This is a genomic window from Thalassospira sp. B30-1, from assembly GCF_015767575.1.
Lineage (GTDB): Bacteria > Pseudomonadota > Alphaproteobacteria > Rhodospirillales > Thalassospiraceae > Thalassospira > Thalassospira xiamenensis.
Genome location: NZ_CP065232.1, coordinates 3348604 through 3374978 on the forward strand (window position 1 = coordinate 3348604; position 26375 = coordinate 3374978).

General features: G+C 53.8%; 23 protein-coding genes. 12 read left to right on the forward strand and 11 right to left on the reverse strand.

The window, feature by feature from the left end; translation table 11 throughout:
• Nucleotides 1-63: 63 nt before the first annotated feature.
• The 3 genes from grxC to IT971_RS15815 all read right to left on the reverse strand — a co-directional run bounded on the left by grxC (nucleotide 64) and on the right by IT971_RS15815 (nucleotide 2191).
• A complete protein-coding gene (grxC, locus tag IT971_RS15805; protein WP_369813952.1) occupies nucleotides 64-369 on the reverse strand; it encodes a glutaredoxin 3 in 306 nt (101 codons plus the stop codon).
• A 78-nt stretch (nucleotides 370-447) separates the two neighbouring features.
• The gene (locus IT971_RS15810; RefSeq protein ID WP_065702107.1) at nucleotides 448-1239 is read right to left on the reverse strand and encodes a ComF family protein; all 792 of its coding nucleotides are present in this window, start codon (nucleotides 1237-1239) and stop codon (nucleotides 448-450) included.
• Between the two features lie 55 nt (nucleotides 1240-1294).
• A complete protein-coding gene (locus IT971_RS15815; RefSeq protein ID WP_063094854.1) occupies nucleotides 1295-2191 on the reverse strand; it encodes a LysR family transcriptional regulator in 897 nt (298 codons plus the stop codon).
• A 141-nt stretch (nucleotides 2192-2332) separates the two neighbouring features.
• On the opposite strand from IT971_RS15815, the gene IT971_RS15820 reads away from it, so the two are divergent.
• From IT971_RS15820 to IT971_RS15850, 7 genes are all read left to right on the forward strand, one after another.
• The gene (locus IT971_RS15820) at nucleotides 2333-2950 is read left to right on the forward strand and encodes a glutathione S-transferase family protein (protein WP_063094852.1); all 618 of its coding nucleotides are present in this window, start codon (nucleotides 2333-2335) and stop codon (nucleotides 2948-2950) included.
• Nucleotides 2951-3060: 110 nt separating this feature from the next.
• Nucleotides 3061-5187 carry a pyridoxamine 5'-phosphate oxidase family protein gene (locus IT971_RS15825; RefSeq protein WP_063094850.1) on the forward strand — a complete coding sequence of 709 codons (2127 nt, stop codon included), beginning with the start codon at nucleotides 3061-3063 and terminating at the stop codon, nucleotides 5185-5187.
• An 84-nt stretch (nucleotides 5188-5271) separates the two neighbouring features.
• Nucleotides 5272-6189, forward strand: coding sequence for a methyltransferase domain-containing protein (locus IT971_RS15830; protein WP_063094848.1), 918 nt, complete (start codon nucleotides 5272-5274; stop codon nucleotides 6187-6189).
• A 51-nt stretch (nucleotides 6190-6240) separates the two neighbouring features.
• Nucleotides 6241-6969: a DNA/RNA nuclease SfsA gene (gene sfsA, locus IT971_RS15835; protein WP_063094846.1), complete on the forward strand. Its 729-nt coding sequence runs from the start codon at nucleotides 6241-6243 to the stop codon at nucleotides 6967-6969.
• Between the two features lie 97 nt (nucleotides 6970-7066).
• Complete coding sequence (gene map, locus IT971_RS15840) at nucleotides 7067-7873, forward strand: type I methionyl aminopeptidase (protein ID WP_007091145.1); 807 nt, start codon at nucleotides 7067-7069, stop codon at nucleotides 7871-7873.
• 28 nt (nucleotides 7874-7901) lie between these two features.
• A complete protein-coding gene (radC, locus tag IT971_RS15845) occupies nucleotides 7902-8735 on the forward strand; it encodes a DNA repair protein RadC (RefSeq protein WP_063094878.1) in 834 nt (277 codons plus the stop codon).
• Nucleotides 8736-8758: 23 nt separating this feature from the next.
• Nucleotides 8759-9151: a VOC family protein gene (locus IT971_RS15850; protein ID WP_063094844.1), complete on the forward strand. Its 393-nt coding sequence runs from the start codon at nucleotides 8759-8761 to the stop codon at nucleotides 9149-9151.
• Nucleotides 9152-9412: 261 nt separating this feature from the next.
• On the opposite strand, the gene IT971_RS15855 is transcribed toward IT971_RS15850, so the two are convergent.
• The 5 genes from IT971_RS15855 to IT971_RS15875 form a co-directional block, all read right to left on the reverse strand.
• Complete coding sequence (locus tag IT971_RS15855; protein ID WP_063094842.1) at nucleotides 9413-10267, reverse strand: MipA/OmpV family protein; 855 nt, start codon at nucleotides 10265-10267, stop codon at nucleotides 9413-9415.
• A 129-nt stretch (nucleotides 10268-10396) separates the two neighbouring features.
• Nucleotides 10397-11590 carry a helix-turn-helix domain-containing protein gene (locus tag IT971_RS15860; protein WP_065702108.1) on the reverse strand — a complete coding sequence of 398 codons (1194 nt, stop codon included), beginning with the start codon at nucleotides 11588-11590 and terminating at the stop codon, nucleotides 10397-10399.
• Nucleotides 11591-11662: 72 nt separating this feature from the next.
• On the reverse strand, nucleotides 11663-12883 hold the full coding sequence (locus IT971_RS15865) for a helix-turn-helix domain-containing protein (RefSeq protein WP_065702109.1): 1221 nt from the start codon (nucleotides 12881-12883) through the stop codon (nucleotides 11663-11665).
• An 83-nt stretch (nucleotides 12884-12966) separates the two neighbouring features.
• The gene (locus tag IT971_RS15870) at nucleotides 12967-14190 is read right to left on the reverse strand and encodes a helix-turn-helix domain-containing protein (RefSeq protein ID WP_063094915.1); all 1224 of its coding nucleotides are present in this window, start codon (nucleotides 14188-14190) and stop codon (nucleotides 12967-12969) included.
• 28 nt (nucleotides 14191-14218) lie between these two features.
• Nucleotides 14219-14407: a helix-turn-helix domain-containing protein gene (locus tag IT971_RS15875; RefSeq protein ID WP_338061528.1), complete on the reverse strand. Its 189-nt coding sequence runs from the start codon at nucleotides 14405-14407 to the stop codon at nucleotides 14219-14221.
• Between the two features lie 631 nt (nucleotides 14408-15038).
• Here IT971_RS15875 and IT971_RS15880 point away from each other — a divergent pair.
• The 5 genes from IT971_RS15880 (at nucleotide 15039) to IT971_RS15900 (ending at nucleotide 20560) form a co-directional block, all read left to right on the forward strand.
• A complete protein-coding gene (locus IT971_RS15880) occupies nucleotides 15039-16673 on the forward strand; it encodes a peptide ABC transporter substrate-binding protein (protein ID WP_063094911.1) in 1635 nt (544 codons plus the stop codon).
• A gap of 78 nt (nucleotides 16674-16751) precedes the next feature.
• Nucleotides 16752-17678, forward strand: a complete 927-nt coding sequence (gene oppB / locus IT971_RS15885) for an oligopeptide ABC transporter permease OppB (RefSeq protein WP_037989890.1) — start codon at nucleotides 16752-16754, stop codon at nucleotides 17676-17678.
• On the forward strand, nucleotides 17675-18583 hold the full coding sequence (locus IT971_RS15890; protein WP_110252834.1) for an ABC transporter permease subunit: 909 nt from the start codon (nucleotides 17675-17677) through the stop codon (nucleotides 18581-18583). Before oppB ends, IT971_RS15890 begins: the two co-directional genes overlap by 4 nt.
• A gap of 4 nt (nucleotides 18584-18587) precedes the next feature.
• Entirely contained in the window at nucleotides 18588-19559 is a 972-nt protein-coding gene (locus tag IT971_RS15895) for an ABC transporter ATP-binding protein (RefSeq protein ID WP_037989888.1), read from the forward strand.
• The gene (locus IT971_RS15900) at nucleotides 19556-20560 is read left to right on the forward strand and encodes an ABC transporter ATP-binding protein (RefSeq protein ID WP_063094908.1); all 1005 of its coding nucleotides are present in this window, start codon (nucleotides 19556-19558) and stop codon (nucleotides 20558-20560) included. The genes IT971_RS15895 and IT971_RS15900 overlap by 4 nt, the downstream gene beginning before the upstream one ends.
• 74 nt (nucleotides 20561-20634) lie before the next feature.
• On the opposite strand, the gene IT971_RS15905 is transcribed toward IT971_RS15900, so the two are convergent.
• From IT971_RS15905 to IT971_RS15915, 3 genes are all read right to left on the reverse strand, one after another.
• On the reverse strand, nucleotides 20635-22188 hold the full coding sequence (locus IT971_RS15905) for a trypsin-like peptidase domain-containing protein (protein WP_063094906.1): 1554 nt from the start codon (nucleotides 22186-22188) through the stop codon (nucleotides 20635-20637).
• Between the two features lie 62 nt (nucleotides 22189-22250).
• Nucleotides 22251-25136: a TonB-dependent receptor gene (locus tag IT971_RS15910; RefSeq protein WP_139190040.1), complete on the reverse strand. Its 2886-nt coding sequence runs from the start codon at nucleotides 25134-25136 to the stop codon at nucleotides 22251-22253.
• A 168-nt stretch (nucleotides 25137-25304) separates the two neighbouring features.
• Nucleotides 25305-26372, reverse strand: a complete 1068-nt coding sequence (locus IT971_RS15915; protein WP_063094902.1) for a FecR domain-containing protein — start codon at nucleotides 26370-26372, stop codon at nucleotides 25305-25307.
• Between the last annotated feature and the right edge of the window lie 3 nt (nucleotides 26373-26375).

A 26375-nucleotide genomic window follows, 5' to 3' on the forward strand; every position in this document is an offset into this window, starting at 1 on the left:
TCACCAAAACGAAAACCCCGGCCACATGGACCGGGGTTTTCAATGTGCAGGGCGATGCCCCAATCAGGCCGACAGCTTGCTGTCCAGGCCGCCCTTGGCGTTCAGCGCCATCAACTCGTCGCAACCGCCAATATGTTCGTCATTGATGAAAATCTGCGGCACGGTGTGTTTGCCATTCGCACGATCCATCATTTCCTTTTTGCGACGCGGTTCCATCATCACATCGATCAATTCGTACTTCGCACCCTTTTCTTCAAGAAGCTTGCGGGCACGCTTGCAATAGGGGCACCATTCGGTGGCATAAACTTCGACTTTTGCCATCTGGCCATGTTCCTTTTTCATCGGGTCGTTATCGGCGCTATGGCGCATATTTTCACGGCCTTGTACCAGAATACGACCGGCAATCCGTCCTGTATGGGCGTTCTATAACAGATATTTTGCGACGCGTCATCGGACCACCCGTGCAACTGTGATCACGTCGACGTGCATGGCTCCGGCGCGCTTTAAAATCCGCGCGCATGCATTGGCCGTCGCCCCGGTGGTCAGCACATCATCAATCAAAACCACGCGCGCCCCCGAAAGCCCGATCCGCTGTGCGATCCTGTCATCCACGCCGAACGCACCGCCGACTTCGCGCTTGCGCGACGACGGCCCCAAACCGCCCAGACTGCGCGTTTTTCGCAACCGCCGCAGCACCGTGCCATGCCATCCAATGCCGGTCTGGCGCGACAAACTGGCGGCCAACAACCCAGACTGATTATATCGCCGCATCAAAAGCCGGGTACGATGCAACGGTACCGGAAGAATGATATCCGCATCTACCCAGAAATCCCGCCCGGCCTGCACCAGCCAGCGACTTAAAAGCGGCGTCAGATCCGTGCGATCCCCGTGCTTGAACCGTAAAAGGTAATCACGACTGGCGTCGTCATAAATCAGTGCCGCACGGGCCCGATCAAACGCAGGCTTTTTACGTAAACATTCTCCGCACAGGATGCCATCGCCCTCATTGTCGTCAGCGGCAAGCTCGAACGGATAGCCGCAACACGCGCACAGTGGATCGGAAATAAACCGAAGCCCGATCCAGCAATCAGCACAGACCGCATGTACCGTATCGGTAACCGCACCGCATCCACCACAACGCGGCGGCAAAACGGTGCGCAAACCGATCTGCATCACATTGCCGACAATACGACCAATCTGTGCCGATAAAATCCCCACCCGATCATCCTGCTTATGCATCGTCACCGATTACAAAACATCCGATCCTATCACGCGTGATGATTGAAACGATGCGCTAATTGATACGCTTATCCGCACGCAGACGATCCACCGCCAGATCGATAAAAGCCCGGACCTTGGCAGGAGCATGGCGACCTTCGGGATGGACGATATGGATGGGGATCGGTTCGGGCTCATAATCACGCAGAACCACTTCAAGCGATCCATTCTCGATAAAAGGTGCTGCCTGATATGACATCATCCGAACCAATCCCCATCCGTCAATCGCCGCCTTGCGGGCCGCTTCAATCGAATTGGTTTGCAGTCGTGCATTGACCGAAAGACTGATCTTCTGATCCCCTCCGAACTGCCAATCCAATGGTGCGGATGATCCGGTTGATGCGACAACCCTGTGCATCCCGATATCTGCCGGCACCGCCGGCCTACTATGGCGGTCCAAATAGCCAGGGGCCCCGCAAATGATACGCCGCACGGTCCCGACCTTGATCGCACTCATCGATGTATCGGCCATATGTCCGATACGGATGGCAAGATCGATGCCTTCCTCGACAATATTGACGATGCGATCAAACAACAGCACCCGGCCGCGCATGTCGGGATACAGGTCAAGAAACTCGGTCATCACCGCAAAGACATACATCTGACCGAACAGAACCGGGGCCGTGATGGTCAATGTGCCGCTGGGTCGGGCATAGGCACCGCCTGCGGCGGCTTCGGCTTCTTCCAGATCACCAAGCAATCGTTTGCAGTCATCATAATAATTTGCCCCTGGCTCTGTCAGGGTGACGGACCGGGTTGTCCGTGTCAAAAGCCGGGCACCGGTGATTTCTTCCAGGAACGCGACTGCACGTGTGACGGCGGGCGGGCTTGATCCCAACTCCCGGGCCGCCGCGGCAAAGCTTTGCGCCTCGACAACGCGCACAAAAATCTTCATCGCCTGAAACCGGTCCATGGTGCTTGCCCTGCACTGCCAACTTATCATTCCATTTTACGGAATAATGAATTCCCCGGAAACAATATTCTGCGGAATTTCGGAAACAGTCATAGTCAGTGGCATCACCTCAATCTTTTGCTGGAAGAAGAATCTGGAACAATGAAGCTGTATTATTTCCCCCTCTCGGGCCATGCCCATCGCGCCCACGTGTTTCTCAGCCTTCTGGGCGTTGACCATCATGTCGTCACGGTCGATCTGCCAAATGGCGCCCACAAATCCCCTGAATTCCTGAAACTGAACCCGCTGGGTCAGGTTCCCGTACTTGAAGACGGCGACGTGGTGATTGCCGATTCCATCGCCATCATGACCTATGTCGCGAAGAAATACGGTGCGACCGACTGGTTGCCCGAAGATGCAGAAAGTGCCGCCAAGGTCCAGAAATGGCTTTCGATCGCGGCAGGCCAGATTGCCTATGGCGTCTGTGCTGCCCGTCTGGTCACGGTTTTTAATGCCCCGTTCAATGCTGACGAGGTCATTGCACGCGCGCATGCCATTCTGGCCCATATTGAGGCCGCGCTTTCCGGCAAAGACTGGCTCGAACTGGACCACCCGACCATCGCCGATGTCGCGCTTTACAGCTATATCGCCAATGCGCCCGAAGGCAATGTTGATCTTGCCCCCTATGGCAATGTGCGCGCCTGGCTGAAACGGGTCGAAGCCCTGCCCGGTTTCGTGCCGTTCGAACAGACTGTCGCTGGCCTGCGCAAGTCGGCCTGACAGGTCGGGCCGGTCTTTCGCCTTGTCCAGGCTCCCCCTGCACGGACACAGCGATCACCCCGCCCGACCGGCCCTTCCCCGACTTCCCTTGTGTCGCAAAGGAAATTGCCATGAACACGCCCGTTACGTCATCTGCCCCCGTAAAATTCACCCCGTCTGGCACCGACACCAACGGTCCGTGGCACGAAGGTGAAATTCACATGCAGAAGCTGGTCGGGGTCGATGAACGTATGGCCGAAGTTGGCAAACGTGTTCTGCGCGACCATCTGATCGACCAGCATCGCCAGTTTTACCCGCAACTGCCCTTTGCCGTATTTGGTGCAGTTGATAACAACGGCGATGTTTGGGCAACCCTTCGCGCCAATCACCCCGGCTTTCTGCATGCCCCCAATCCCTATCAGCTTGCCGTCGATATCCCACGCGATCCAGCCGATCCGGCTGATGCCGGGATGGATGACGGCAAGGCCATCGGCATGATCGGGATCGAGTTGCACACAAGACGCCGCAACCGCCTGAATGGCACCATCGCACGTTCTTCTGATGATGGTTTCGCGATCCGGGTCGGGCACAGCTATGGCAACTGCCCACAATATATCCAGTTACGTGATTTCGAGTTCACCCGCGATCCACTGGCCCCAACTTCGTCAGAAATCAAATTGCATGAGGATTTCGAAAGTACATTGAATGATCAGGCCCGCGCGATGATTGCTGCGGCTGACACCTTCTTTGTCGCAACCTATGTTGATCGCCCCGATGAGAACCGCGAGGTCGATGTTTCACACCGTGGCGGCAAACCCGGATTTGTCCGCATTGATGCCGATGGCAGCCTGACCATCCCCGATTTTGCCGGAAACCTGTTTTTCAATACGCTGGGAAATATCCTCGCCAATCCCAAGGCCGGCCTTGTTTTTACCGATTTTGCCACAGGCGATGTCCTGCAAATCACAGGTGATGCCGACGTCATCATCGAGGGGCCGGAAATTGCCGCCTTTCAGGGGGCGGAACGTTTGTGGCGGGTTTTCCCGCGTAAGGTCATCTTGCGCAAAGCCACCCTTCCGATCCGCTGGCGCGATCAAATCGATGGGGCCTCCCCCAACAGCCTTCTAACCGGCGACTGGGAAACGGCGGAACGTAAAATTGCGGCGATGAAAAATGCGATTATTTGGAAAAATTTCAAAATCGCGCGGATTGTGAAGGAAAACAGAATAATCAAATCCTTCCACCTTGAACCACTCGACGGGACTGGAACCCTGCCGCACAAAGCCGGACAGCATCTGCCGATCCGGGTAATGGTGCCCGGCCATGACAAACCGCTGATCCGCACCTATACGCTTTCAAGCAGCCCATCAGATAACCGTTATCGGATCAGTGTGAAGCGCGAAGGCGCGGTTTCAAGCCATTTGCACGATAACCTTGCCGAGGGCGATGTGATCGAGGCCCGCGCGCCTGCAGGCGATTTTTCAATCGATGCCCATGTCAAACGCCCGGCAGTTCTGATCGCGGGTGGCATCGGTATCACACCGATGATCTCGATGCTGCGCCATATCGTCTATGAGGGACTTCGCACTCGCGGTTTCCGGCCGACATGGCTGTTTTATGCCGCGCGAACCCTTGAAGACCGGGCGTTTGATGACGAGCTGGTCGAACTGGTCAAAGCAGCCCAAGGCAGCATTCGCCTTGTCCGCGTGCTTGCTGATCCGACCGACGCCGAACCGCGCAAGGATTACGAAGCATCCGGGCATATCGATATGGATTTGCTGCGCTCCCTGCTGCCGTTTGACGATTTCGATTTTTATCTGTGCGGTCCGCCACCTTTTATGCAGGCGATATATGACGGTTTGCGCGGCCTTAACATTACCGATACCCGCATCCATGCCGAGGCCTTCGGCCCCGCATCGCTGCAACGCAGCCACGACAGCCAGCCCGATCTGCCTGAACTGGCACCGGCAAGCAGCACGGATACAAAAGTTGATTTTTCAGGTTCGGACAAAAGTGCGATCTGGAAGCCAGATGATGGCAAAACCTTGCTGGAACTGGCCGAAGATGCCGGATTGGCACCAGAGGCAAGCTGCCGCGGCGGGAATTGCGGCACCTGCCGGACTAAAATCCTGCAAGGGAACGTCACCTATAAAACCCGGCCCTCGGCTAAAACCGCCCAGGACGAGGCATTGATCTGCTGTGCGGTACCTGCGGCTGCGGAAGATGGTAGCGATGAATCGCTTGTTCTGGCGCTTTGATCCGGTCTTGGATTGCAAGGGAGGGCGCGACGTTCTATCTAGGTCGTAACTTTTAAAACGACTTTTGACGGAGCTTCCCGCCCCATGGCCGATCCGATCACCGTTTTTGATCGCCACATCCTGAAACTGCGCCGCGACCGCGCGGCAAAACGTGCCAGCGAGTTCAATTTCCTGTTTGCCGAAACTGCCGAACGGCTTGCCGACCGGCTTGACGACACCACGCGCAAATTCCCGATAGCGGTTGATCTTGGCTGTCACAATGGCGAGCTTGGCCAGATCATCGGTGCACGTGGCGGGATCGAAACCCTGCATCAATGCGACATTTCATATGGTTATGCGCAGTCAGCCAAAATGCGCAACGACCGCACGACATTCGTTGCCGATGAAGAATTCCTGCCGTTTGGCGACGGGTCGCTTGATCTGATCCTTTCGAACCTGTCGCTGCATTGGGTCAATGACCTGCCCGGTATGCTGCTTCAGGCACGGCGCGCGCTTAAACCCGACGGCCTGTTTCTGGCATGCCTTCTGGGCGGTGATACGCTGCGCGACCTGCGCGAGGCATTGATGACCGCCGAGGCCGAAGAAGAAGGCGGCGTATCCCCTCGCGTATCCCCCTTTGTCGATGTTCGCGATGCAGGGTCGCTGTTACAGCGCAGCGGCTTTGCCCTGCCGGTGGTTGATAGCGACGATATCACCATCGATTATCCAGACGCCCTGAAACTGATGCGCGATCTTTCGGGGATGGGCGAAAGCAACCTTGTCGCCATCCGGTCCAAGAAATTCACCAAACGCAGCACATTGGCCCGTGCGGCGGCAATTTATCACGAACGTCACGGTCGCCCGGATGGCCGCGTTCATGCCAAATTTCAGGTGATCTACCTTACCGCCTGGGCGCCCGATGAAAGCCAGCCCAAGCCGCTTAGACGTGGTACCGGTCAGGTCAGCCTTGTCGATTTTCTGGGTGACGCCCCGGACAAGCCCGATCCGGCGAAAAGCAATTAGTCATACTTTTTGATTTAACCGATCAAAAGCAAACAGTTACCGGAATTTGACATGCTCCTTCCCTCTCCCCTGATCCGGGGCAAGCTGATCAAACGTTACAAACGTTTTCTGGCCGATATCGAGCTGGAAAACGGCGATATGATCACCGCCCATTGCGCCAATCCGGGCGGGATGATCGGGTTGAAGGAGGCCGGGATCGATGTCTGGCTGTCGCAATCGGACAATCCGAAACGCAAACTGAAATACAGTTGGGAACTGTGCCGGGTTGGCGGTGCGATGGTTGGCATCAATACTGCCCATCCCAACGCAATCGTCGAAGAAGCCATCTTGTCGGGCAAGGTGCCGGAGCTGGCCGGATATGAAACGCTGAAGCGTGAAGTCAAATATGGCAAGAATTCAAGGATCGATATCCTGCTTTCTGATCCGGAACGTGGGCTTTGCTATGTCGAAGTCAAGAATGTGCATCTTAAACGCGATGATGCTGTTCCGGGGCTGGCGGAGTTTCCCGATGCGGTTACCGCGCGCGGGGCAAAGCATCTTGACGAAATGGCCGACATGGTCGCAGAAGGTCACCGTGCCGTGATGTTCTATCTGATCCAGCGCGATGATTGCGACCGTTTTGCCCTGGCATCCGATATCGATCCGCACTATGCCGCGCGCTTTTCCGCGGCGACCAGCGCCGGGGTCGAGGCATTGGCCTATGACTGCATCATTGATGTCAAGACACCATCGGTAACCGTAAACAAGGCCGTTCCGATCCGGAACATCAGCGCAAAGTGACGGCATCCTTGCCAATTTCGCCCTGTCCGATTATGTCATTGAACTATGTTGCGACACAGCGACCATCGAATTTACTGCCGAACCAAGGAGATTTCGGGTGGCGAACGGAAAAGTAAAACTGCACGGACCCGAAGCATTCGAAGGGATGCGCGCCGCCGGACGGCTGGCTGCGGAAGTCCTTGATTACATTACGCCCTTCGTTGTTCCGGGCGAAACGACCGGCAGGCTGGATCAATTGTGCGATGAATATATTCGAGATCATAATGCGGTTTCGGCCTGCCTTGGATATCGCGGTTTTCCGAAATCGATTTGCACCTCGATCAACCATGTTGTCTGTCACGGGATTCCCGGCGACAAGAAACTGATGAATGGCGACATCATGAATATCGATGTCACGGTCATTCTCGATGGTTGGTATGGCGATACGTCGCGCATGTATATCGCGGGCACGCCCAAGGTAATGGCGCAGCGCCTTGTCGATGTGACGTACGAAGCATTGTGGCGCGGGATCAATGCGGTCAAGCCGGGGGCGACCCTTGGCGATATTGGCCATGCGATCCAGAGCTATGCCGAAAGCGAACGTTTTTCGGTTGTACGCGATTTCTGCGGTCACGGCCTTGGTCAGGTGTTCCATGATGCGCCCAATATCCTGCATTATGGCCGCCCGGGCGAAGGGCTGGTTCTGGAACCCGGCATGATTTTCACCATCGAACCGATGATCAACCAGGGCACTTATACCTGCAAAATCCTGCCTGATGGCTGGACAGCGGTGACGCGGGACCGCAAACTGTCGGCACAGTTCGAACATTCACTTGGCGTCACCGATGACGGGTTTGAAATCTTTACCCGTTCACCGGCCGGGCTTGAAAAACCACCATACGACATTAGTGCTGCCGCCGAATAAGGCCGCAAACAAAAAGGGGGAAGCGGATTTGAGCGAAACAGAAGATCGCAAGGCTGCTTCCCGTCCTGACGCATCAATAGATGTACAGATTGATGACGGCACGCGCGTCTTTTTCGATCAGACGCGCGCTGCGGTTCCGGTCGGACAAAGTACCAGTTTCCAGCCATCGCCGAGCGACGCAAAACCGCCCAAACCCCATTATCACGGCCACCGTCAACGCCTGCGCGAACGGTTCCTTAAAGGCGGGGCCAATGCTCTTGCCGATTATGAATTGCTTGAACTTCTGCTGTGCATGGCCATGCCGCGTGGCGATGTCAAACCGCTGGCAAAATCGCTGATTACGCAGTTTGGCAGCTTTGCCAATGTTCTTGCCGCACGGCCCGAAGATTTGCAAAAGGCCAAGGGGCTTGGCGATGCCGGAATTGCCGCGATCAAGGTGGCCGAGGCAAGCGCGCAATATCTGGCCCGTGAACGCGCGATGGAATTGCCCGTGATCGCCAGTTGGGAACAGCTGATTGATTACTGCCGGGTGCGTCTGGGCCATCGCAAGACCGAAGAACTACATCTGCTGTTTCTGGACCGCAAGAACCGGTTGATTGCCGATGAATGCCATCAGACCGGCACGGTCGATCACACCCCGGTTTACCCGCGCGAAGTGATCAAGCGCGCCCTTGAATTGCACGCCAGCGCGATCATTCTGGTCCATAACCATCCCAGCGGCGATGCCACCCCATCGCGCGGCGATATAGACATGACGCGCAAGATTGTCGAGGCCGCAAAGGCGATGGAAATCACCATCCACGACCACATCATTATCAGTCAGGCCGGGTATAATTCGTTTAAAACCCTTGGCCTGATCTAATCATCTGCTCCCGGATTATCACCATGCCCCATATCGGACTGGTATCACTTGTCGTGGCAGATTACGACGATGCCATTGATTTCTATGTCAACAAGGTCGGGTTCGAACTGATCGAGGATACCGACATGGGCAACGGCAAACGCTGGGTAATTGTCGGCCCGAGGGGTGCGCGTGAAAGCCGTCTTTTGCTGGCACAGGCATCGGGGGAAACACAAACCGCTGCCATCGGCAATCAGACCGGCGGGCGGGTCGGATTTTTCCTGAATACTGATGATTTTGCCCGCGACCATGCCCTGATGAAAAAGGCGGGGGTTCAGTTTCTTGAAGAACCGCGATACGAGCCATATGGCACCGTTGCCGTCTTTGCCGACCTTTATGGCAACAAGTGGGATTTGCTGGAACTCAACGCCCCCTGACGACCACGATCAAAGGGCAGCGTAGTCATAAAAGCACCGCATACCGGCTGAAACAATCAGAAATCCGCTACAAATGCCGATGACCAGCAAAGCCACAAGCGTCATGCCCATACAAAAACGCTTAAACCAGACCATTATCCTCCGCGGGGTTTCATTTCGGCTGAAAACAAAGGGCGGGTCGGTCCACTGGAAATGACCAACCCGCCAGAAACCGGCCGCCTGGATTGGGGCGGGCAGGAGACCGGTATATGATGATCAGGATCAGAAGTTGTAAACCAGCCCCAGACCGATGCTGTAGACATAATCCTCGTCAATCAGGGGACTATCGGTATAGCTGTCAGGCAGGAACTGGATACCGCTGGTGCCCAGCAAAATAAGGCTTTCGGTAATCGGGTAGGTTACTGAAAGATCAAGATGCGGGATGAATGCCGCGTCCGCGTCATAGGCACTGCGGTCGCTACGGACTTCATTGCCACTAACCCCGACATGGTAGTTTGCCAGTTTCTCGCTTTGCCAGAGCACCCCGCCACTCCAGTCGAACGTCACATCCTGCCAGTCCATCGGAATGGTATATGTCAGGTCAACTTCATGACCGTCATGGGCATCATTGACGTCCGTCAGATAGGAAGCCGTCAGTTCCCCGCGCCACAGACGGCTGCTGAATTCGCCACCAACTTCATAAGCCATATCACGTTCATGCATACCGCGTAGATAGGCACTATCGTCATCATCAAATGGCTTCATGCGCAAGTCGCCAATCACGGAAAAACTGGCATAGTCGTTTTCCCAGGCCGTTACCGAAATACCGTCGGTCCCGATATGCAACCTGTCCGCATCATAAGCCAGAAGCGGCAGCCCCCCTATATCAATGGTGTCGGCACCACGATAGGGATTGCTCTCAATCTGGCCAAACGCCCCGAACTGCCAAACGCCACCAAGCCAAGGATCAGCGACTTCGTCCTGTTTGTAATTGGCCTCTTTGCGCGGGATATCCGTTGCGCTTTGCTGCGCATTGGCCGACGTACTGATGACGAGCATAAGCGCACTTGCACACAATCCGGCCCCCAACAGGATCAAACCGTTCCCGACCAGATTTGAAACTTTATAAAAATTCATTTTGTCAGATCACCCTTGTATCAGTTTTGGTGACCCGACAATGCAATGTCGTTCTGTGTCTGGCGTCCGGCTCTGTATCTTCGAACCTGATCTATGCGATCAAAAGGTACGAATGCGCATTCGGACGCGTTAAGTATTTGTATTTAATGAATTCTCATCTCGGTACGCACTGGGCGTTTTGCCGATGATTTTCTTGAAGGCCAGATTGAAAGTCGATTTGGAATTAAACCCGACACTGATGGCGATATCGAGGATCGTGCGATCCGCCTCCTCGATCAGAAGGCGGGATGCCTCGTATGTACGGACCTCGTTGACGAAATCAAAGAAGCTTTTGCCTAGATGCTGGTTCAGGACATAGGAAAGCTGGTTGGGTGTCACGCCGACCGCATTGGCAAGTTTCGGCATAGTCAAAAGCGGATCGAACATCAATTCGCGTGCGGCGACAATACGATCCAATTTTGCCCGTATCCGGCTTACATCGTTAGGATCAACCACACTGCGCACCAGACCTGATCTGGGCTTTTTTTCGTCGCTTTCACGGGTGTTTTCAACCTCGTCACGTTCGGGCTGAACGAACAATGCCGGGTTCACTGCGATCACGTGACACATCCGGAAGAACACTAGAACGAAGGTCGCCTTCACGCCGAGCTGTAACCATTCGCTGCGTGAAACGATGGTATCAAAAAGATTGATCAGCGTGAAAAGGGTAAAAATCACACTTAACCCGACCAGCAGTTCCTGCACCCAACGCCGGAGTCCTTTCCGGTCCACTTCAAGCTGCCGACTGACATCCTGTAGATACCGAACCACAACACGCCAAATACGGAACATGTAACTTGCAAACTGAAGACAGAATGTCATTATTAGCAAAATCAGCAGCATATTGAAGATCTTACCTAGCCGGAAATCCAGATCGACATTGATCTCCTCAATGGTCACCCCAGACAAAGAAGTATCAGGACCGAGCAGGTACACCACCCCCATCATCACCACCGACACAGGAAGCATAACCGCAAAATGCCATGTCGGCCTGGCAGAAGGTTTCCCCGATATTTCCAGAAAATACAGATAGATGGCCGGGATGAAGGCAAAATAGAAAGGGGTAAAGACGGGGGCCAGATACAGATTTACAAGCGGACTGACCATTGTATCGATAATGTCATCCGCAAAGCTCATTCCCACAGCCACCGCGAATATCATCAGCCAGCGATTGGCCCTAAATGCGCGCCGGCCCTCGCCCCGCAGAAGAACAACCAGAAAAATGGTCTGGGCCGCACCGAGTGCCGAAATCAGCAACAGCAACAAGTCAATCGGTTCCAACATTCATGCGTCCGTGATTTGCGGTGATACGGGAGGGATATCTGAATTCCGGCCAAGACTAGTCAGGATATCAGGCTACTGACCAGTGCTACACTGCGAAAGGGTCTCCGATCGATAAACACTTGGCGTTTTGCCGGTAATTTTCTTGAAAGCCAGATTGAAGGTGGATTTGGAATTGAACCCCACACTGATTGCGATATCGAGGATCGTGCGATCCGGCTCCTCGATCAGAAGGCGGGATGCCTCGTTTGTTCGAACCTCGTTGACGAAATCAAAGAAGCTTTTGCCTAGATGCTGGTTCAGGACATAGGAAAGCTGGTTGGGTGTCACGCCGACCGCATTGGCAAGTTTCGGCATGGTCAAAAGCGGATCAAGCATCATATTCCGATCTGTGACAATCCTTTCAAGCCGGGTTCGAATGCGTTCTATATTGGAAACGTCTACAATTGCACGTGACATTGGGGCGTCTTGGTCATCAAGCTCTTGCGCGGAACCATGAGGCACAGATAGATCGTCAAAAACGCCGCCTTCGGTTTCCCGCTGCACAAAAAGCGCAGGATTCTGCGCAATCACCTGGCACATCCGGAAAAAGACAAGCACAAACCCCACCTTGACACCAAGCGACAGCCACTCCGCCCGCGACACAAACAGATCGAACAGATTGGTCAGGGTAAAAACAGTAAACAACACGGTCATGCCGACAAGAAGTTCCGTCACCCACCGGCGCAGCCGTTCACTATCGGCCTGAAGCTGCCAGTCGGCCTGTTGCAGATAACGCCGCGCACACCGCCAAATGCCCGTCATGTAAACGGCAAACAGGACACAAAACAGAATCACGATGGCCAGCAACACCATATCGGCAAGCCCCGTTGCCGAGAACTCGATCTGCAAACCGGCATCACGAATATGACCATCGTCGGCGATCATACGCGCACGTTTCAGGTAGACCATAAGCCCGATGGCCGCAGTAACCGGCAACAGCACCAGAAAATGCCGATATGGTCGTGGAGCCGGATCGCCGGAAATCTCCCGGAAATACAGATAGATCGACGGGATCAAGGCAAAAAAGAATGGCGCAAAAACCGGGACAAGATACAGGTTCGTCAGCGGGCTGATCATCGGATCGAACGTATCATCGATAAAACTCATGCCGACAGAAAATCCGAATACCATCAGCCATCGATTGGCCGTAAATGCCCGTTTCCCTTCATCCATCAGCAGGACAATAAGGAAAATCGCCTGTGCAGTTCCAAGAACCGAAACGATCAGAAAAAGAAGATCAAGTGTTTCAAACATTCATGTGTCCGTCGCTTGCGACGATAAAGGTTACAACAGCGATATCATACCCACGCTCCCCCGCTGAAAAGCAGAAAATAGCCCTATGGTGCCGTGTTACGCTGCGACATGGTTTCTGATCGGTAAACACTGGGTGTTCTGCCGGTGATTTTCTTGAAGGCAAGATTGAAGGTCGATTTCGAATTGAAACCAACACTGGTCGCGATATCAAGGATCGTGCGATCCGGTTCATTGACCAGCAACCGGGATGCCTCGCCGGTTCGGACTTCGTTGATGAAGTCAAAGAAGCTTTTGCCAAGATGCTGGTTCAGCACATAGGAAAGCTGGTTGGAGGTTGCACCGACTGCATTTGCAAGCTTTGGCAGGCTGATAAGAGGATCAAAAAGCAGGTCGCTTCTGGTCCTGATGGCGTCAAGCCGTTTACAAATTCTGCTGATTTCATCGGCATCCACCAAGTTGCGAGGCGCAAACCGGGTTTGCCTGGACCCGGTTGCCGTGAAATCACGGGCATCTTCATCCATTGCCATCTCTTGCGCCCCGTCCCATTCCGCCTGAACGAACAAAGCCGGGTTGTGCGCAATCACGTGGCACATACGAAAGAATACGAGCGCGAACGCCCCCTGTACAAGGGTCGTTAGCCATTCGCTATCGGTAATGAAAATATCAACAATCGTCGTCGCGGTAAAAATCAGGAAAATCAGGCTAATGCCAGTCAGCAGTTCCGTGACCCAGCGGCGCAGAACGCGCTGATCCGCACCGAGCTGTTCACTCGCCTGCCGCAGATAGCCAATCGCAACCCGCCAGATTTTGACCATATAGCCAAATAACTGCACATAAAGCGCAATAATGATTGTCAGCAGGATCACAGCCACAGGCAAATGACTTTCAATATCGGTATCCAGTTCGAAATCGATTTCTCCGCCAATGTCGCCCGGAAGTATACGGGTGCGCATTATGTGTACCGCGACCGCCGTCAGGATGGCGACCGGCACCAGAATGACGAAATGCCCCCACGGATAGCGCACGGGACGGTCAGCAATTTCGCAAAAATACAAGTAGATAGATGGTAAAAAGGCAAATGTGACCGGTACAAAAATAATCGCCAGATATAGAATATAAAGCGGCGAGAGGAAGACATCGCTGATGTCTTCGACAAAGCTTGCGCAGGCGGTCAGCGAGAACACCAGCAACCAGCGATTCGCACGAAATGCGCGTTTGCCCTCGTGCCGCAACAGCAGCATCAGGAATGCGGCCTGTGCAAGGCCGACTGCAGCAATAAGCAAAAGAACGATTTCGGACGTATCCATTCTTTATCCTGATGGTCGCTGTCTGTTGTTAACCGGGGCCGACGAGAGCATCCCCAACAATTCCGGGGGCGGTCGCGTGCGTATCTGCAGCAACTCGGTATTTGCTTGGTGTTGTACCGGTTACACGCCTAAACGCAAGATTGAAGGTGGATTTTGAATTGAACCCGACGGCCATGGCAATATCAAGAACCGGCCTGAGAAATGCCAAGTATGGCAACCATCAGGGCCGCCAGATCAAACGGGCTTAAAGGCATCTTTCGGTCGCATTTGTTGATAAAGGAAATCTGCAAAACAGCGTACGCAAAAACCCGTAGCCTGAATGACGATGTTTCTCAACGGCAATTTTTTGAATTCACGCTTGTTTCATCAAGCTGCCATGACGCGATACCGGGTTTGTATTCCGAAATCTTTTCACGCGCGAAAATGTAATCAGAGAACGCCCATTTTCGCGCCAAGATATTGAAATCGCCTGAATTGCCGAAAAATAATGCAGAAAATCACAAAGCCCGATTCGTGATCACCGAATTTGGCGGCCAACCCTTTGAATGTGAACTGTTTCACTTTTTGCGCATATAGCCGCAAGGCGCGACGCGACAATCACCGTTACATGCAAAACGTTTTACAGGCGAAAGTTGCAGGCTTCCTCAGCCGTAGAACAATCTGTTATTTCCGAATAATACGCAAAATAATACCAAAAAATGACCATAATCACGCAAAAAAACACCATTTGTTTCAAATTTGTGGAATCGTGACTTGCAGATCACGCATGTCAGTCTCAGTATTTTTGCGTACGTACTTTCAGGGAGTACGTCGGCAACAAAGCAAAATAGATGAGGGAGACATTACAGATGTCACAAAACGCGAAGACCGCAAATGGTCTCGTGAAGGGATTGCTTAATTCCTCGCGGGCCTTTGTGCTGGGTACGGCATTGCTTGCCGGTTCCATGACCATGCTGTCCACCACACATGCACAGGCTGAAAAAATCCTGCGCGTCGGCAATGACGGCGAACCGCAATCAATGGACCCGCATTTCATTTCGACGGTTCAGACCAGCCGCCTGTCGGATGATATGTTTCTGGGTCTTCTGACATATGGCCCGGATGGTGAACCGGTGCCAGGTGCAGCTGAAAGCTGGACCGTTTCTGACGACGGCATGACCTATACCTTTAAAATTCGCGATCACAACTGGTCGGACGGCGTGCCGGTAACTGCCGGTGATTTTGTCGCGGGCTGGAACCGCCTGCTTGACCCGGCGACCGGTGCGGAATACGCATCCCTGCTTTATATCATCGAGGGTGCCGAGGCTGTTAACAGTGGCAAGGAAGGCGCGAAACTCGCGGCCACCGCCCTGGATGATAAAACCTTGCAGGTCAAACTGACTGCGCCAGCCCCTTATTTCCTGGCACAACTTACCCACCAGACCGCCTTCCCGATCCCGCAGCATGCGATTGCCAAATTTGGCAAAGACTGGGTGAAACCGGAAAATATCGTGGTGAACGGTCCGTACAAACTGACCGAATGGCTGCCGAACGTTCATTCCAAACTTGAAAAGAACGCGGAATTCTATGACGCCGCCAATGTGCCGATCGACGAGGTGATCTATTACACCTATGAAGATCGCACCGCGATGCAGAACCGTTTCCGTGCAGGCGAACTTGACGTCGCACGCGACATCGCGTCCGAACAGATTTCCTGGCTGCGCGATAACCTTGCCGATAGCCTGCGCATCGCACCGTATGCCGGTATCTATTACTATGCGATCCGTACCGACAAGGACATGTTCAAGGATGTCCGTGTCCGCAAAGCCCTGTCGATGGCGATCAACCGCGAAGCCATTACGGACTCGGTTCTGAAAACCGGTGAACTTCCGGCCTATTCCTTTGTCCCGCCCGGAACCGGTAATTACGGCGAGCCAGCATACATTTCGTGGAAAGACCTTTCCTATAATGAAAAGCTCGAAGAAGCCAAAAAGCTTCTGGCCGAGGCCGGTTATGGCCCTGACAATCCGCTTAAATTCACCCTGCGCTACAACACGTCTGAAAACCACAAGCGCATCGCGATTGCGGCCCAGAACATGTGGAAGCAGATCGGCGTTCAGGCCGAACTGTTCAACACCGAAGGCAAAATCCACTATGCCGATCTGAAGGTCGGTAACTTTGAAGTGGCACGTGCGGGCTGGATTGCCGATTACAACGACGCGCAGAACTTCCTGTTCCTCGGCGAAGAACGGACCGGGCCGCTGAACTACGCGGCTTTTGATAACCCGCGTTACAACGAACTGATGCTGGAAGCCGAAAAGGAAGGCGACCTTAAAAAGCGTGCCAGCCTGATGAAGCAGGCCGAAGCCATCATGATGGAAGCACAGCCTTACATCCCGATTTACTACTATGTCTCGAAACAGCTCGTCTCACCGAAGATCGAAGGCTGGATCGATAACGCCCCGGATCGCCACCTGACCCGCTGGCTCGACATCAAAGAGTAAACGCCGGAGACTTTGCCGCAGGTCTGGATCACGGACCTGCGGCAACCTATCGGCCCCCAATGGGGATGAGAGAGAATTATGTTATCTTACGCCATCCGGCGCCTGATGATCGCGATCCCGACGCTGTTCATCGTGATCACGGTTGCCTTTTTCATGATGCGCATTGCACCAGGCGGACCGTTCGATCAGGAACGTGCCCTGCCCCCGGAAATCGAAAAAAACATCAAGGCCGCCTATGACCTTGATAAGCCGCTGCTTGAACAATACACGATCTATATCGGCAAAATCCTGCGTGGTGACTTTGGCCCGTCGATCAAAATTCGCGATTTTTCCGTCGCCGAACTAATCATGGCTGGCGCCCCGGCATCGATGCAGCTTGGCCTGTCGGCGATCTTTCTGGCGCTGATATTCGGGGTTGGCTTTGGCACCTATGCCGCCCTTCGACAGAACAGTGCGGTTGATTTTGCGGTAATGGGCGTTGCCATGGTCGGCATTGCCATCCCGAACTTTGTCATGGCACCGCTTCTGTCGCTGGTGTTTGGCCTGTATCTTTCGATCCTGCCAACGGCAGGTTGGGGAGACGGCGAAATTCAATACAAGATATTGCCGATCATCGCCCTTGCCCTGCCACAAGTCGCCTATATCGCGCGCCTGACGCGCGGATCGATGGTCGAAGTCCTCCATTCCAATTACATCCGCACCGCACGCGCCAAAGGTTTGCGTGAAAAGCTTGTCGTCAACCGGCATGCGATCCGCGGCGCGCTTTTGCCTGTCGTATCCTATCTCGGCCCGGCGACGGCGGCGGTGATGACCGGTTCTGTGGTCATCGAAACCATCTTTGGCGTGCCTGGTATCGGGACCTATTTCGTCAAGGCAGCATTGAACCGCGACTACCCGCTGGTGATGGGTGTGGTCATTGTCTATGCGGTGATGATCATCCTTCTGAATTTCCTGGTCGACATGGTCTATGGCCTGCTCGATCCCAAGCTGAAGTCACGCTCATGATGAACAAGGATCAAAAAACAGCGATGCTTCAGGCGGCAGACGCCGCCGGAGAGATCGAGGGTCGCAGCCTGTGGCGCGATGCCCGTATTCGCCTGTTTCGTAACAAGGCCGCCGTCGGGTCGATGATCATTCTGGCCATCATTACCCTGATGGCAATTTTCGCCCCGCTGCTCAGCCCGTTTGAATACGACCAGATCGACTGGGGCTATATCCAGGAAGGTCCGAACTGGGAAAACGGCCATATCCTTGGCACGGATGGCAATGGCCGCGATATTTTCATCCGCATCCTTTATGGCGCGCGTGTATCCCTTGCGGTTGGTTTACTGGCAACGGCTGTGTCGCTTGTGATCGGCGTTACCTATGGCGCGGTCGCCGGCTATTTCGGCGGACGGATCGACAACATCATGATGCGGTTCGTCGATGTGCTTTATTCCCTGCCCTTCATGTTCTTTGTGATCATGCTGATGGTGGTGTTTGGCCGAAACATTTTCCTGATTTTCGTCGCCCTTGGCGCGGTTGAATGGCTGACCATGGCGCGGATTGTACGCGGTCAGACGCTTTCGATCCGGCGGCGCGAATTTATCGAAGCCGCCCATGCCACGGGTGTTTCGAACTTCAAGATCATTTTCCGCCATGTGATCCCCAACGTTCTTGGGCCGGTTATTGTTTACATGACGCTGACCATTCCGCAGGTGATCCTGACCGAGAGTTTCCTGTCGTTCCTGGGCCTTGGCGTTCAGGAGCCGCTGACAAGCTGGGGCGTTCTGATTTCCGAAGGGGCGAAAGTGATCGAAGCAGCGACCTGGATGCTGATTTATCCGGCGATCTTCCTGGCACTGACGCTGTTCTGTTTCAACTTCATCGGCGACGGATTGCGCGACGCCCTTGATCCGAAGGACAGATAGACACATGACAAACCATATTCTGACTGTTGAAAACCTGCGTGCCCGCTTCCAGACCCCCGACGGCGAGGTCGAGGCTGTCAACGATGTCAACTTCCATATCGATCCGGGCGAAACACTTGGCGTTGTTGGGGAGTCCGGATCGGGCAAAACCCAGATTTTCCTTGCCGTGATGGGTCTTCTTGCCAAGAACGGTAAGGCCACGGGTACGGTGCGCTACAAGGATAAGGATATCCTCAATATCCCGTCACGCCAGCTTAACAAAATCCGCGGTGTGACGATGTCGATGATCTTTCAGGATCCGATGACGTCGCTTAACCCGTTCCTCAAAATATCCAGACAGATGACCGAGGTACTGGTGGAACATCGCGGCATGTCCGAGGGTGATGCGCTTAAACGCGCGATCAACATGCTTGACCGTGTCGGTATTCCCGGTGCGGCACAACGCGTGCATATGTATCCGCATGAATTTTCCGGCGGCATGCGCCAGCGCGTGATGATTGCCATGGCGTTGCTGTGCGACCCCGAAGTCCTGATTGCGGATGAACCAACCACCGCCCTTGATGTGACGGTGCAGGCACAGATCCTTGATCTGCTGCGCGATCTTAAAAAGGATTTCAATACGGCCATTGTCATGATCACCCATGATCTTGGCGTGGTGGCAGGCCTGTGTGACCGGGTGATGGTAATGTATGGCGGGCGGATTGTCGAAACCGGTTCGGTGCGTGACATTTTCTATGACAGCCATCATCCCTATACCGAGGGGCTTTTGAAATCGATGCCGCGCATCGACACGGCAAGCGAAGAACACATGTTTGCCATCCCCGGACAACCGCCTAACCTGCAGAACCTGCCAAAGGGATGTGCCTATCAGGAACGCTGCGCCTATGTGATGGATCGATGCTGTGTTTCCCGCCCAAGCCTGTTTGGCTTTGACGATGGCCGCGCCAGTGCCTGCTTCCGGGAGGACGGTCAATGAATGCGATCCGTAAAAAGAAAAACGTCCCGATCCTGTCGGTTCGTGACCTTAAGGTTCACTTTTCCCTGCCGGGCAAGGGATTTTTTGGGGCAGAACGCCAGCTTAAGGCCGTCGACGGGATCGATTTCGATCTGTATCCCGGCGAAACGCTTGGCATTGTGGGCGAATCCGGTTGTGGAAAATCGACCCTTGGCCGTGCGATCCTGCAACTGATCCCGCCGACCAACGGGCAGGTCGTGTGGCTGGGGCGGGATATTGTCGGCGCCCCCCATCGCGAAATGCAGCCGCTACGCCGGGACCTGCAGATCATTTTTCAGGACCCGCTGGCCAGCCTGAACCCGCGCATGACGATTGGCGAGATCATCGCCGAGCCGCTTGTGACCCACAAATCCGAACTGGGTAAGGACGAAATCAAGGCGCGCGTTAAACGCATGATGGCGCGTGTCGGGCTTTTGCCACAGATGATCAACCGCTATCCGCATGAATTTTCGGGCGGCCAGTGCCAGCGTATCGGCATTGCACGCGCGATGATCCTCGAACCGAAACTGATCATTTGTGACGAGCCGGTTTCAGCACTTGATGTATCGATACAGGCGCAGATCGTAAACCTGTTGCAGGAATTGCAGCGCGAATTTGATCTGTCGATGATTTTCATCAGCCACGATCTTTCTATCGTGCGCCATATCTGCCACCGCATATTGGTGCTGTATCTCGGCAATCTTATGGAGCTGGCCGACCGCGACAGCATCTATGCCAACCCAAAACATCCCTACACCAAGGCGCTGATTTCCGCAGTTCCGATCCCGGATCCTGAGATAGAACGCACTAAGGAACGCATCGTGCTGACCGGTGATTTGCCCAGCCCGATCAACCCGCCATCGGGTTGCGTGTTCCGCACCAGATGTCCGTTTGCCAAGGATGTCTGCGCGACCGATGTCCCGACCGTTGACACCGTCAACGATCACCATCAGGTGGCCTGCCATTTCCACGAACGGATGTAGGAGGGCAACCTCCCTTTGCACCACCCAAACTTAGTCGGGCCGTCTTGCGACGGCCCGTTTTTTTTGTGGATCGCTCAGTAGTCTTCAAGATCAACCATGCTCAGCGTATCGATGATCTTTGTGCGATCCTGACCATCACGTTTGAAATAGACAAGCGCATAGGGTGCGTTGCTTTCAAGCGCCTGCCCAATCACGGCTTCGAAATCCTCGGGTGTGGAAATCTCGGTATCATTGATCCGGGTAATGAAATCACCCTTTGTAAATCCAGCCTGATCGCCTTGCCCCATCTTTTCCATCCGATCAACGACAAGCCCCTTCGTGCCAACGGGTAAATCCAGTTTTTCCCATGCCTTTTCATTAGCCGGAACCAGTTCGAGGCCCATGACTTTCTTCCGACCATCATCCTTCGGCGTTTTACCAAGAATCTTGTCGCGTTCGGCCTGACGACGGCGGCTTTTGGCTTCGTCCATATCGCCGGGGATCATCGTAAAGCTTTTAAATCCACCATCGCGCCAGACGGTAACGGTCGTTTCACCTTTTGCCTCCGCCGCCTGCATGCGGAAATGCAGGCGCGATGTGACCGTTTCGCCATTCACCGCAACAATCACATCTCCTGCACGAATACCTGCTTGATAGGCCGGTTCGTCATCGGGGGCCCGGTGGATCAACATTCCCTCGTCATGGTCCATCCCCAGAAGCTTGCCGATGCCCGGCTTGACTTCAGAATAGGCAATCCCGAACCATCCGCGTTTGATTTCACCATCTTTGACAAGCAGATCAATGATCCCCTGCGCATGTTCAGCCGGGATGGAGAAGGCCAGCCCCTCATTCCCGCCAGAGCGGGTATAAAGCGCGGAGTTAACGCCAACGACCTTGCCATCCATCGACAGAAGCGGCCCGCCGGAATTGCCCTTGTTTACCGCGGTATCGGTTTGCAAATACGGGTTATATTCCCCTTTGGATAGCTGGCGCTGCTTGCCCGAAATCACCCCGGTGGTCAGACTTTGATCAAAGCCATAGGGATAACCAAGCGCAAAAACCGGATCGCCGATGCGGATCGCATGCGAGTTGCCCCATGAAAGCGGCTTAACATTTTCAGGCATTTCAACACGAAGGACGGCGAGGTCGGTCAGAAAATCCTTCCCCACCAGATCAGCACGAACACGACGACCATCTTTTAAAACAACGACAAAACGCGCACCATCGCGGACCACATGCTCGTTGGTAACAATCAGGCCGTCATCGGTAATGAAAAAACCAGTCCCGGTCGACGCATTGCGCTTCTTTTTCTGCCAGTCGTATTTCGGTTCTTCACCCTTTTCACTTTCCTTGTTCTTTTCATCGCGATCATTGCGATCTTCATCCTCGTCCTGATCGCCACGTTCGTTTGGCGGCAGATAGAAATCCTCGCCGTTTTCCTTTTTCTCCCGTTCTTCGGCGACGATCTCGGCATAGCTTTTCTTGATGACATTGATGCGAACAACGCCAAGTGAAACAGCGTCATAAACTTCGGCAAGGTTTTTGTCGGACAATGCCATGCTTGCCTGTTCTGCCATTGCATGAACGGGGACAAGGCTTGATGTGGCAAGCATCGCGGCAAACAGGGTCGCGGTCAGGGTTCTTTTCATATTATCGATCTCACAAGCAGGTTTGGCCGGGGCTAAGCCCCGGCAGGATTAACGCGGAATTTTCAGTAGGTGTAAGTCAGTCCAAGCCAAACTGTCCGGCCCTTGCGGTAGGGGGTAGATGACGCAAGCGTATGGGCGCCGCCGCGGTTCAGAACATTCTCGATGGAAGCATTAAGGGTCAGAACACCCTTTTCCCGGCTGATAATGTCGTAATCAAGCGTCATATCCAGATCGAAACGCGCCTTGGCGTCGCCGTCCTCATAGACATCATAGGTCGAGCCATTGATGGTGGTATTCGATCCGCTGTCATCTATCGTGGAATAGGACAAGGTGTAGCGCCCGGTTAGTCCGGTACGCAGGCGATTGTCATCAAAACTCGAAAACAGGCTGGCGTTAAAGAAGATCGGCTCGTCCAGATTACCGGTCAGGATCGACAGATCCGTGGTCGATATGATCTTGCCGTTATAGACCACACTTTCGCTGTCATCACTGGTCAGGAAGTAACTGTTGTTGGAAGTTCTGCGTTCGGAATATTGGCCATTGATATTGAACACATGACGCCCGCCGAACGGCCCGGAACCAATTCCCCTGCTCCATTCTGCGGAATAGGAGGTGTAGAGGCTGGAGCCCTCATTCGACAGATTATATTCGGTTGTTCCGGTGTCATCGATGGCACGCGAAAACTGGTCACGGCCTTTTCTTTCCAGCCATTTCAACCGTGTCACCCCGCCAAGAAACGGCAGAGGGAATGAAACGGACGCTGTCTGTTCGTCGGAAAAGGGGGTGCTCAAACCTGAACCGGAAAATGACCGCTTTATCCCCGATGAAGACGCCGCCCAGTCATCATAGAAAATAGATGAACCCGGTGTCGTGGTAGTATCGGCAGTTCGCGTTTCACTGATGGTTGCCGGCGTTGCATCCTGAAAGGCGTAACTCAGCATGTTTGCTGCGTAATAGCGGTTCCACCCCGCATTGAAGCTGATATCCCAATCCGTGTAATAGGTCGCGTTGAAACGCGGGGCGAAGTTGGTATTACCAAGATAGGTATCGTGTTCAAGCCGTGCACCCGGCCTGATTTCCAGTTCGCCAAAAGGAACATGATCAAAGACAAGCGTATATTCATTATAAAGGGCTGTGCTTACGAAACTGACACTTCCTTCAAACGCTTGGTATTTTGTCCGCCGCCGGTTTGCCTGATCACCGTCATCGCAGAAGATGTCATCGGCACTGGCGCAAACGACGTTGGTTCCTGTGGTACGCGTTGTTGCATAATATGCATCTGCGCTACGTTCACGGGTTCCACTGAGACGATGGATATCCGCCCCCAGAAGGAAGTTCGTTCCAAAGATATCGCCGGTAAGGTCGGCTGTATAACCGATATCCTGCTGTGTCTGGGACAAATCCCCGTACCAGCCGGTCACACATGTGCTGGAATCACACAAATCGGCATATTTTGATCCGGCCACCGTCGTGCTGATCTGACGACGCACATTGCTTTCAGAATCACGTGCATTTTCAGATGTATTAAAGGAAAGCTTGGTATCCAGAAACAGATTGGAAACCCCATAGCCATCATATTCAAACGGCTTTTCGAGACCAACATAGGTGGTCAATCCATTGCCGATGATATCCATCTTGCTGTTATAGTTTTCTGATGCTTCCCATTCCTGGGCATAGGGCGCATAAACGATCTGGGCCGTGATCGCAGCACCCGTATCGCTTTCGTAGCGCAGTTTTCCCAAAACGTTGTCGGCTTCGGTACTGGTCGTTACCTGACGACCGTAATAATCGTCGCCCGCCGTCTTGGTCGTTTCGGCAGTACGCCGACCTGCCGAAACCAGCATTCCCCAATTATCACTGATCGGTGTGCTCGCAGACGCGGAATAAAACCATTTTTCATAAACCGGTTCTTTGGCGTCAGTGTCGGGGGTTTCCTCGGATTTCAGATGATAGTCGTTCCAGTTCGATCCACCCCGTTTAATGCTTGCGCCAAATGTTGGTTCGCTTGACGGGTTTTTGACCTTGTAGTTGACAACGCCGCCTTGAAATCCGCCGTATTTAGCCGACACGTTGCTGTCGATGATCTCGGCCTGCTCGAGAATATTTGCATCGACATAGACGGTTTGAGGATGCAAACCATGAAGTGTGTCTGCATTGATCGTATTGTCGTCATCTTCTGGCATGTTTGAGTCGTTATAATTCGACTCAGTTCCGCCAAAGGAATTGATCCCGACACCGTCGAGCATAAAGTTGTTCTGATCAACCGCTGCGCCGGATATGCTGATATTTTGCGGACGCAAATCCTGCTCGGCTGTTGCAGTTGCACCTTCTTCGCCGCGTTGCCCCGCAATCACATACTGAACATTCGGATTGGCGCGAAAAATCTTGTTCGGGTCACTGTCACCCTGAACCACCGCACCGATCATCTCTTCGCCATACACAGTTGACCCGCTGGCCGCACCGGTTCCGAGTTGGAAGATCGTTGTGCGATTTGCACTGACAGAAACGGGGGCGGTAACGATTTCTTCGTCAGATGACTGGTTGGATAGCTTGGGGGAAATAACCAAAACACCGTCGGTAACGGCAAAGGTAACTTCCGTCCCCTCAAGCATTTGAAACAAGGCGTTTTCAATGCTGAGCTGACCAACCACGGCCTGACCATTCATCGCAAGGTTGGTGCCATCCTGGACCGAAAACGGAATACCGGCCTGCTGCGACAATAGCTCCAAAGCGCGCATCAGCGGCACGGAGGGAATGTCAAAGCTGTAAAGTCGTGATGCGACCGGCTTATCGACAACCGCACGTTCCTGTGCATGCAGAAAATTCGACGACATCCCCCCCAGCAAGGCAGAAGACGCAACAGCGCAGAACAGCAAATCCTTCCATGCCCGCCCCTTTGAGGTTTCGAAGAGGTTGCGGACTGTGTCCTGTTGTCTGGTAGGCTTCATTCGGCACGACCCAATGCAAGTTATTGCGTATCACTCGCACTTAAGGACGGAAGGCCCGACAGTAACCGGACATCTTTTTTTAATATTTTTGTTCAAATAGGGAATTCATCGAGGAGTTCAGGCTAAATCCGCACCATTTTCAGGCCGAACCAATCTGGAACCGTGATTTCAGCGCACCAGAAGATACTGATCAAACGGCAGTTCAATCATTCTTGTTCCGGTTGTCCGCGCAATCAGATCAAGTGACACCATTGCATCGGCAACATTGAACCGCCCACGGATTTCGAGATCGGCAATGCCGGGATCAAGCCAGATTTCCATGCCACTCTGCCGACTTACGGCATGTATCACATCAGACAGCTTTGCTGGCGAAAACACCCGCCAACCTTCAAGGATTTGCGTAATATTGTCGCCATTGAAGTCATGCCGCCGGACATCGCCCCCGCTGGATACAGTCACCCCTTCACCTGCATGAAGGGTGACTTCACGGGCAGGCGGCGATTGTTGTTGTTGTACCCGGACGGTTCCTTCGGCGACGCCGACTTCGCTGGTTTGATCATCACCGATCACAACAAAACGTGTCCCGACAACAACAACCCGACTTTGTGGCGTGGTTACCACAAGCGGGCGGTCCTTATTCGGTGCAGCCGAAATCACTACCGCCCCATCCTCAAGAACGATATGGCGTTCGCGTTCGGTAAATTCCCAATAAAGCCGGGTACCAGGTGCCAATTGCAATTCGCTGCCGTCCGGCAAAAACTGACGAACCGGTGCCATGTTCGCCGCGATATACCCCGGATGACCAGAATGGTCTGCCGGGGACAACGTCAGGACGGCAACAAGAATCGCCACGCACATTGCAACACCGCCCCAGATTGCTTTTCGCACATTTGTTAGCCTTGGCGGGGTCGAACGTCGCGGCTTACCGAAAGGAATCGATATTTGCCGCGTGCTTGATGGCGCATGGTTTCGCGCACCGGTGCCTTTCTCAGTATCGAATTTCCGCAAGATATCATCGAAATCACGGTCACTGAGAAAGGCCCGAACCGCGCGCGCCGCCTGTTCATGATCCGCACTTTGGCCGCACCACTTCTGAAATGCGACATGCGTATCTGTGCCCTCAATATCCGCACCATCGCGAGCAAGCCATTGCATTGCCTGATCAACAAGGCGGCTTTGCAGATCTTTCTGTTCTGTGGTCTCCGGTTTATGGCCGGTATGGCGGTTGCCGCTCATAAG

Bases quoted from the DNA above. Each gene is read 5' to 3' on its own strand.
- grxC (WP_369813952.1), bottom strand. From the start codon at position 369: ATGCGCCATAGCGCCGATAACGACCCGATGAAAAAGGAACATGGCCAG.
- IT971_RS15810 (WP_065702107.1), bottom strand. From the start codon at position 1,239: ATGCATAAGCAGGATGATCGGGTGGGGATTTTATCGGCACAGATTGGT.
- IT971_RS15815 (WP_063094854.1), bottom strand. From the start codon at position 2,191: ATGGACCGGTTTCAGGCGATGAAGATTTTTGTGCGCGTTGTCGAGGCG.
- IT971_RS15820 (WP_063094852.1), top strand. From the start codon at position 2,333: ATGAAGCTGTATTATTTCCCCCTCTCGGGCCATGCCCATCGCGCCCAC.
- IT971_RS15825 (WP_063094850.1), top strand. From the start codon at position 3,061: ATGAACACGCCCGTTACGTCATCTGCCCCCGTAAAATTCACCCCGTCT.
- IT971_RS15830 (WP_063094848.1), top strand. From the start codon at position 5,272: ATGGCCGATCCGATCACCGTTTTTGATCGCCACATCCTGAAACTGCGC.
- sfsA (WP_063094846.1), top strand. From the start codon at position 6,241: ATGCTCCTTCCCTCTCCCCTGATCCGGGGCAAGCTGATCAAACGTTAC.
- IT971_RS15850 (WP_063094844.1), top strand. From the start codon at position 8,759: ATGCCCCATATCGGACTGGTATCACTTGTCGTGGCAGATTACGACGAT.
- IT971_RS15855 (WP_063094842.1), bottom strand. From the start codon at position 10,267: ATGAATTTTTATAAAGTTTCAAATCTGGTCGGGAACGGTTTGATCCTG.
- IT971_RS15860 (WP_065702108.1), bottom strand. From the start codon at position 11,590: ATGTTGGAACCGATTGACTTGTTGCTGTTGCTGATTTCGGCACTCGGT.
- IT971_RS15865 (WP_065702109.1), bottom strand. From the start codon at position 12,883: ATGTTTGAAACACTTGATCTTCTTTTTCTGATCGTTTCGGTTCTTGGA.
- IT971_RS15870 (WP_063094915.1), bottom strand. From the start codon at position 14,190: ATGGATACGTCCGAAATCGTTCTTTTGCTTATTGCTGCAGTCGGCCTT.
- IT971_RS15880 (WP_063094911.1), top strand. From the start codon at position 15,039: ATGTCACAAAACGCGAAGACCGCAAATGGTCTCGTGAAGGGATTGCTT.
- oppB (WP_037989890.1), top strand. From the start codon at position 16,752: ATGTTATCTTACGCCATCCGGCGCCTGATGATCGCGATCCCGACGCTG.
- IT971_RS15890 (WP_110252834.1), top strand. From the start codon at position 17,675: ATGATGAACAAGGATCAAAAAACAGCGATGCTTCAGGCGGCAGACGCC.
- IT971_RS15895 (WP_037989888.1), top strand. From the start codon at position 18,588: ATGACAAACCATATTCTGACTGTTGAAAACCTGCGTGCCCGCTTCCAG.
- IT971_RS15900 (WP_063094908.1), top strand. From the start codon at position 19,556: ATGAATGCGATCCGTAAAAAGAAAAACGTCCCGATCCTGTCGGTTCGT.
- IT971_RS15905 (WP_063094906.1), bottom strand. From the start codon at position 22,188: ATGAAAAGAACCCTGACCGCGACCCTGTTTGCCGCGATGCTTGCCACA.
- IT971_RS15910 (WP_139190040.1), bottom strand. From the start codon at position 25,136: ATGAAGCCTACCAGACAACAGGACACAGTCCGCAACCTCTTCGAAACC.
- IT971_RS15915 (WP_063094902.1), bottom strand. From the start codon at position 26,372: ATGAGCGGCAACCGCCATACCGGCCATAAACCGGAGACCACAGAACAG.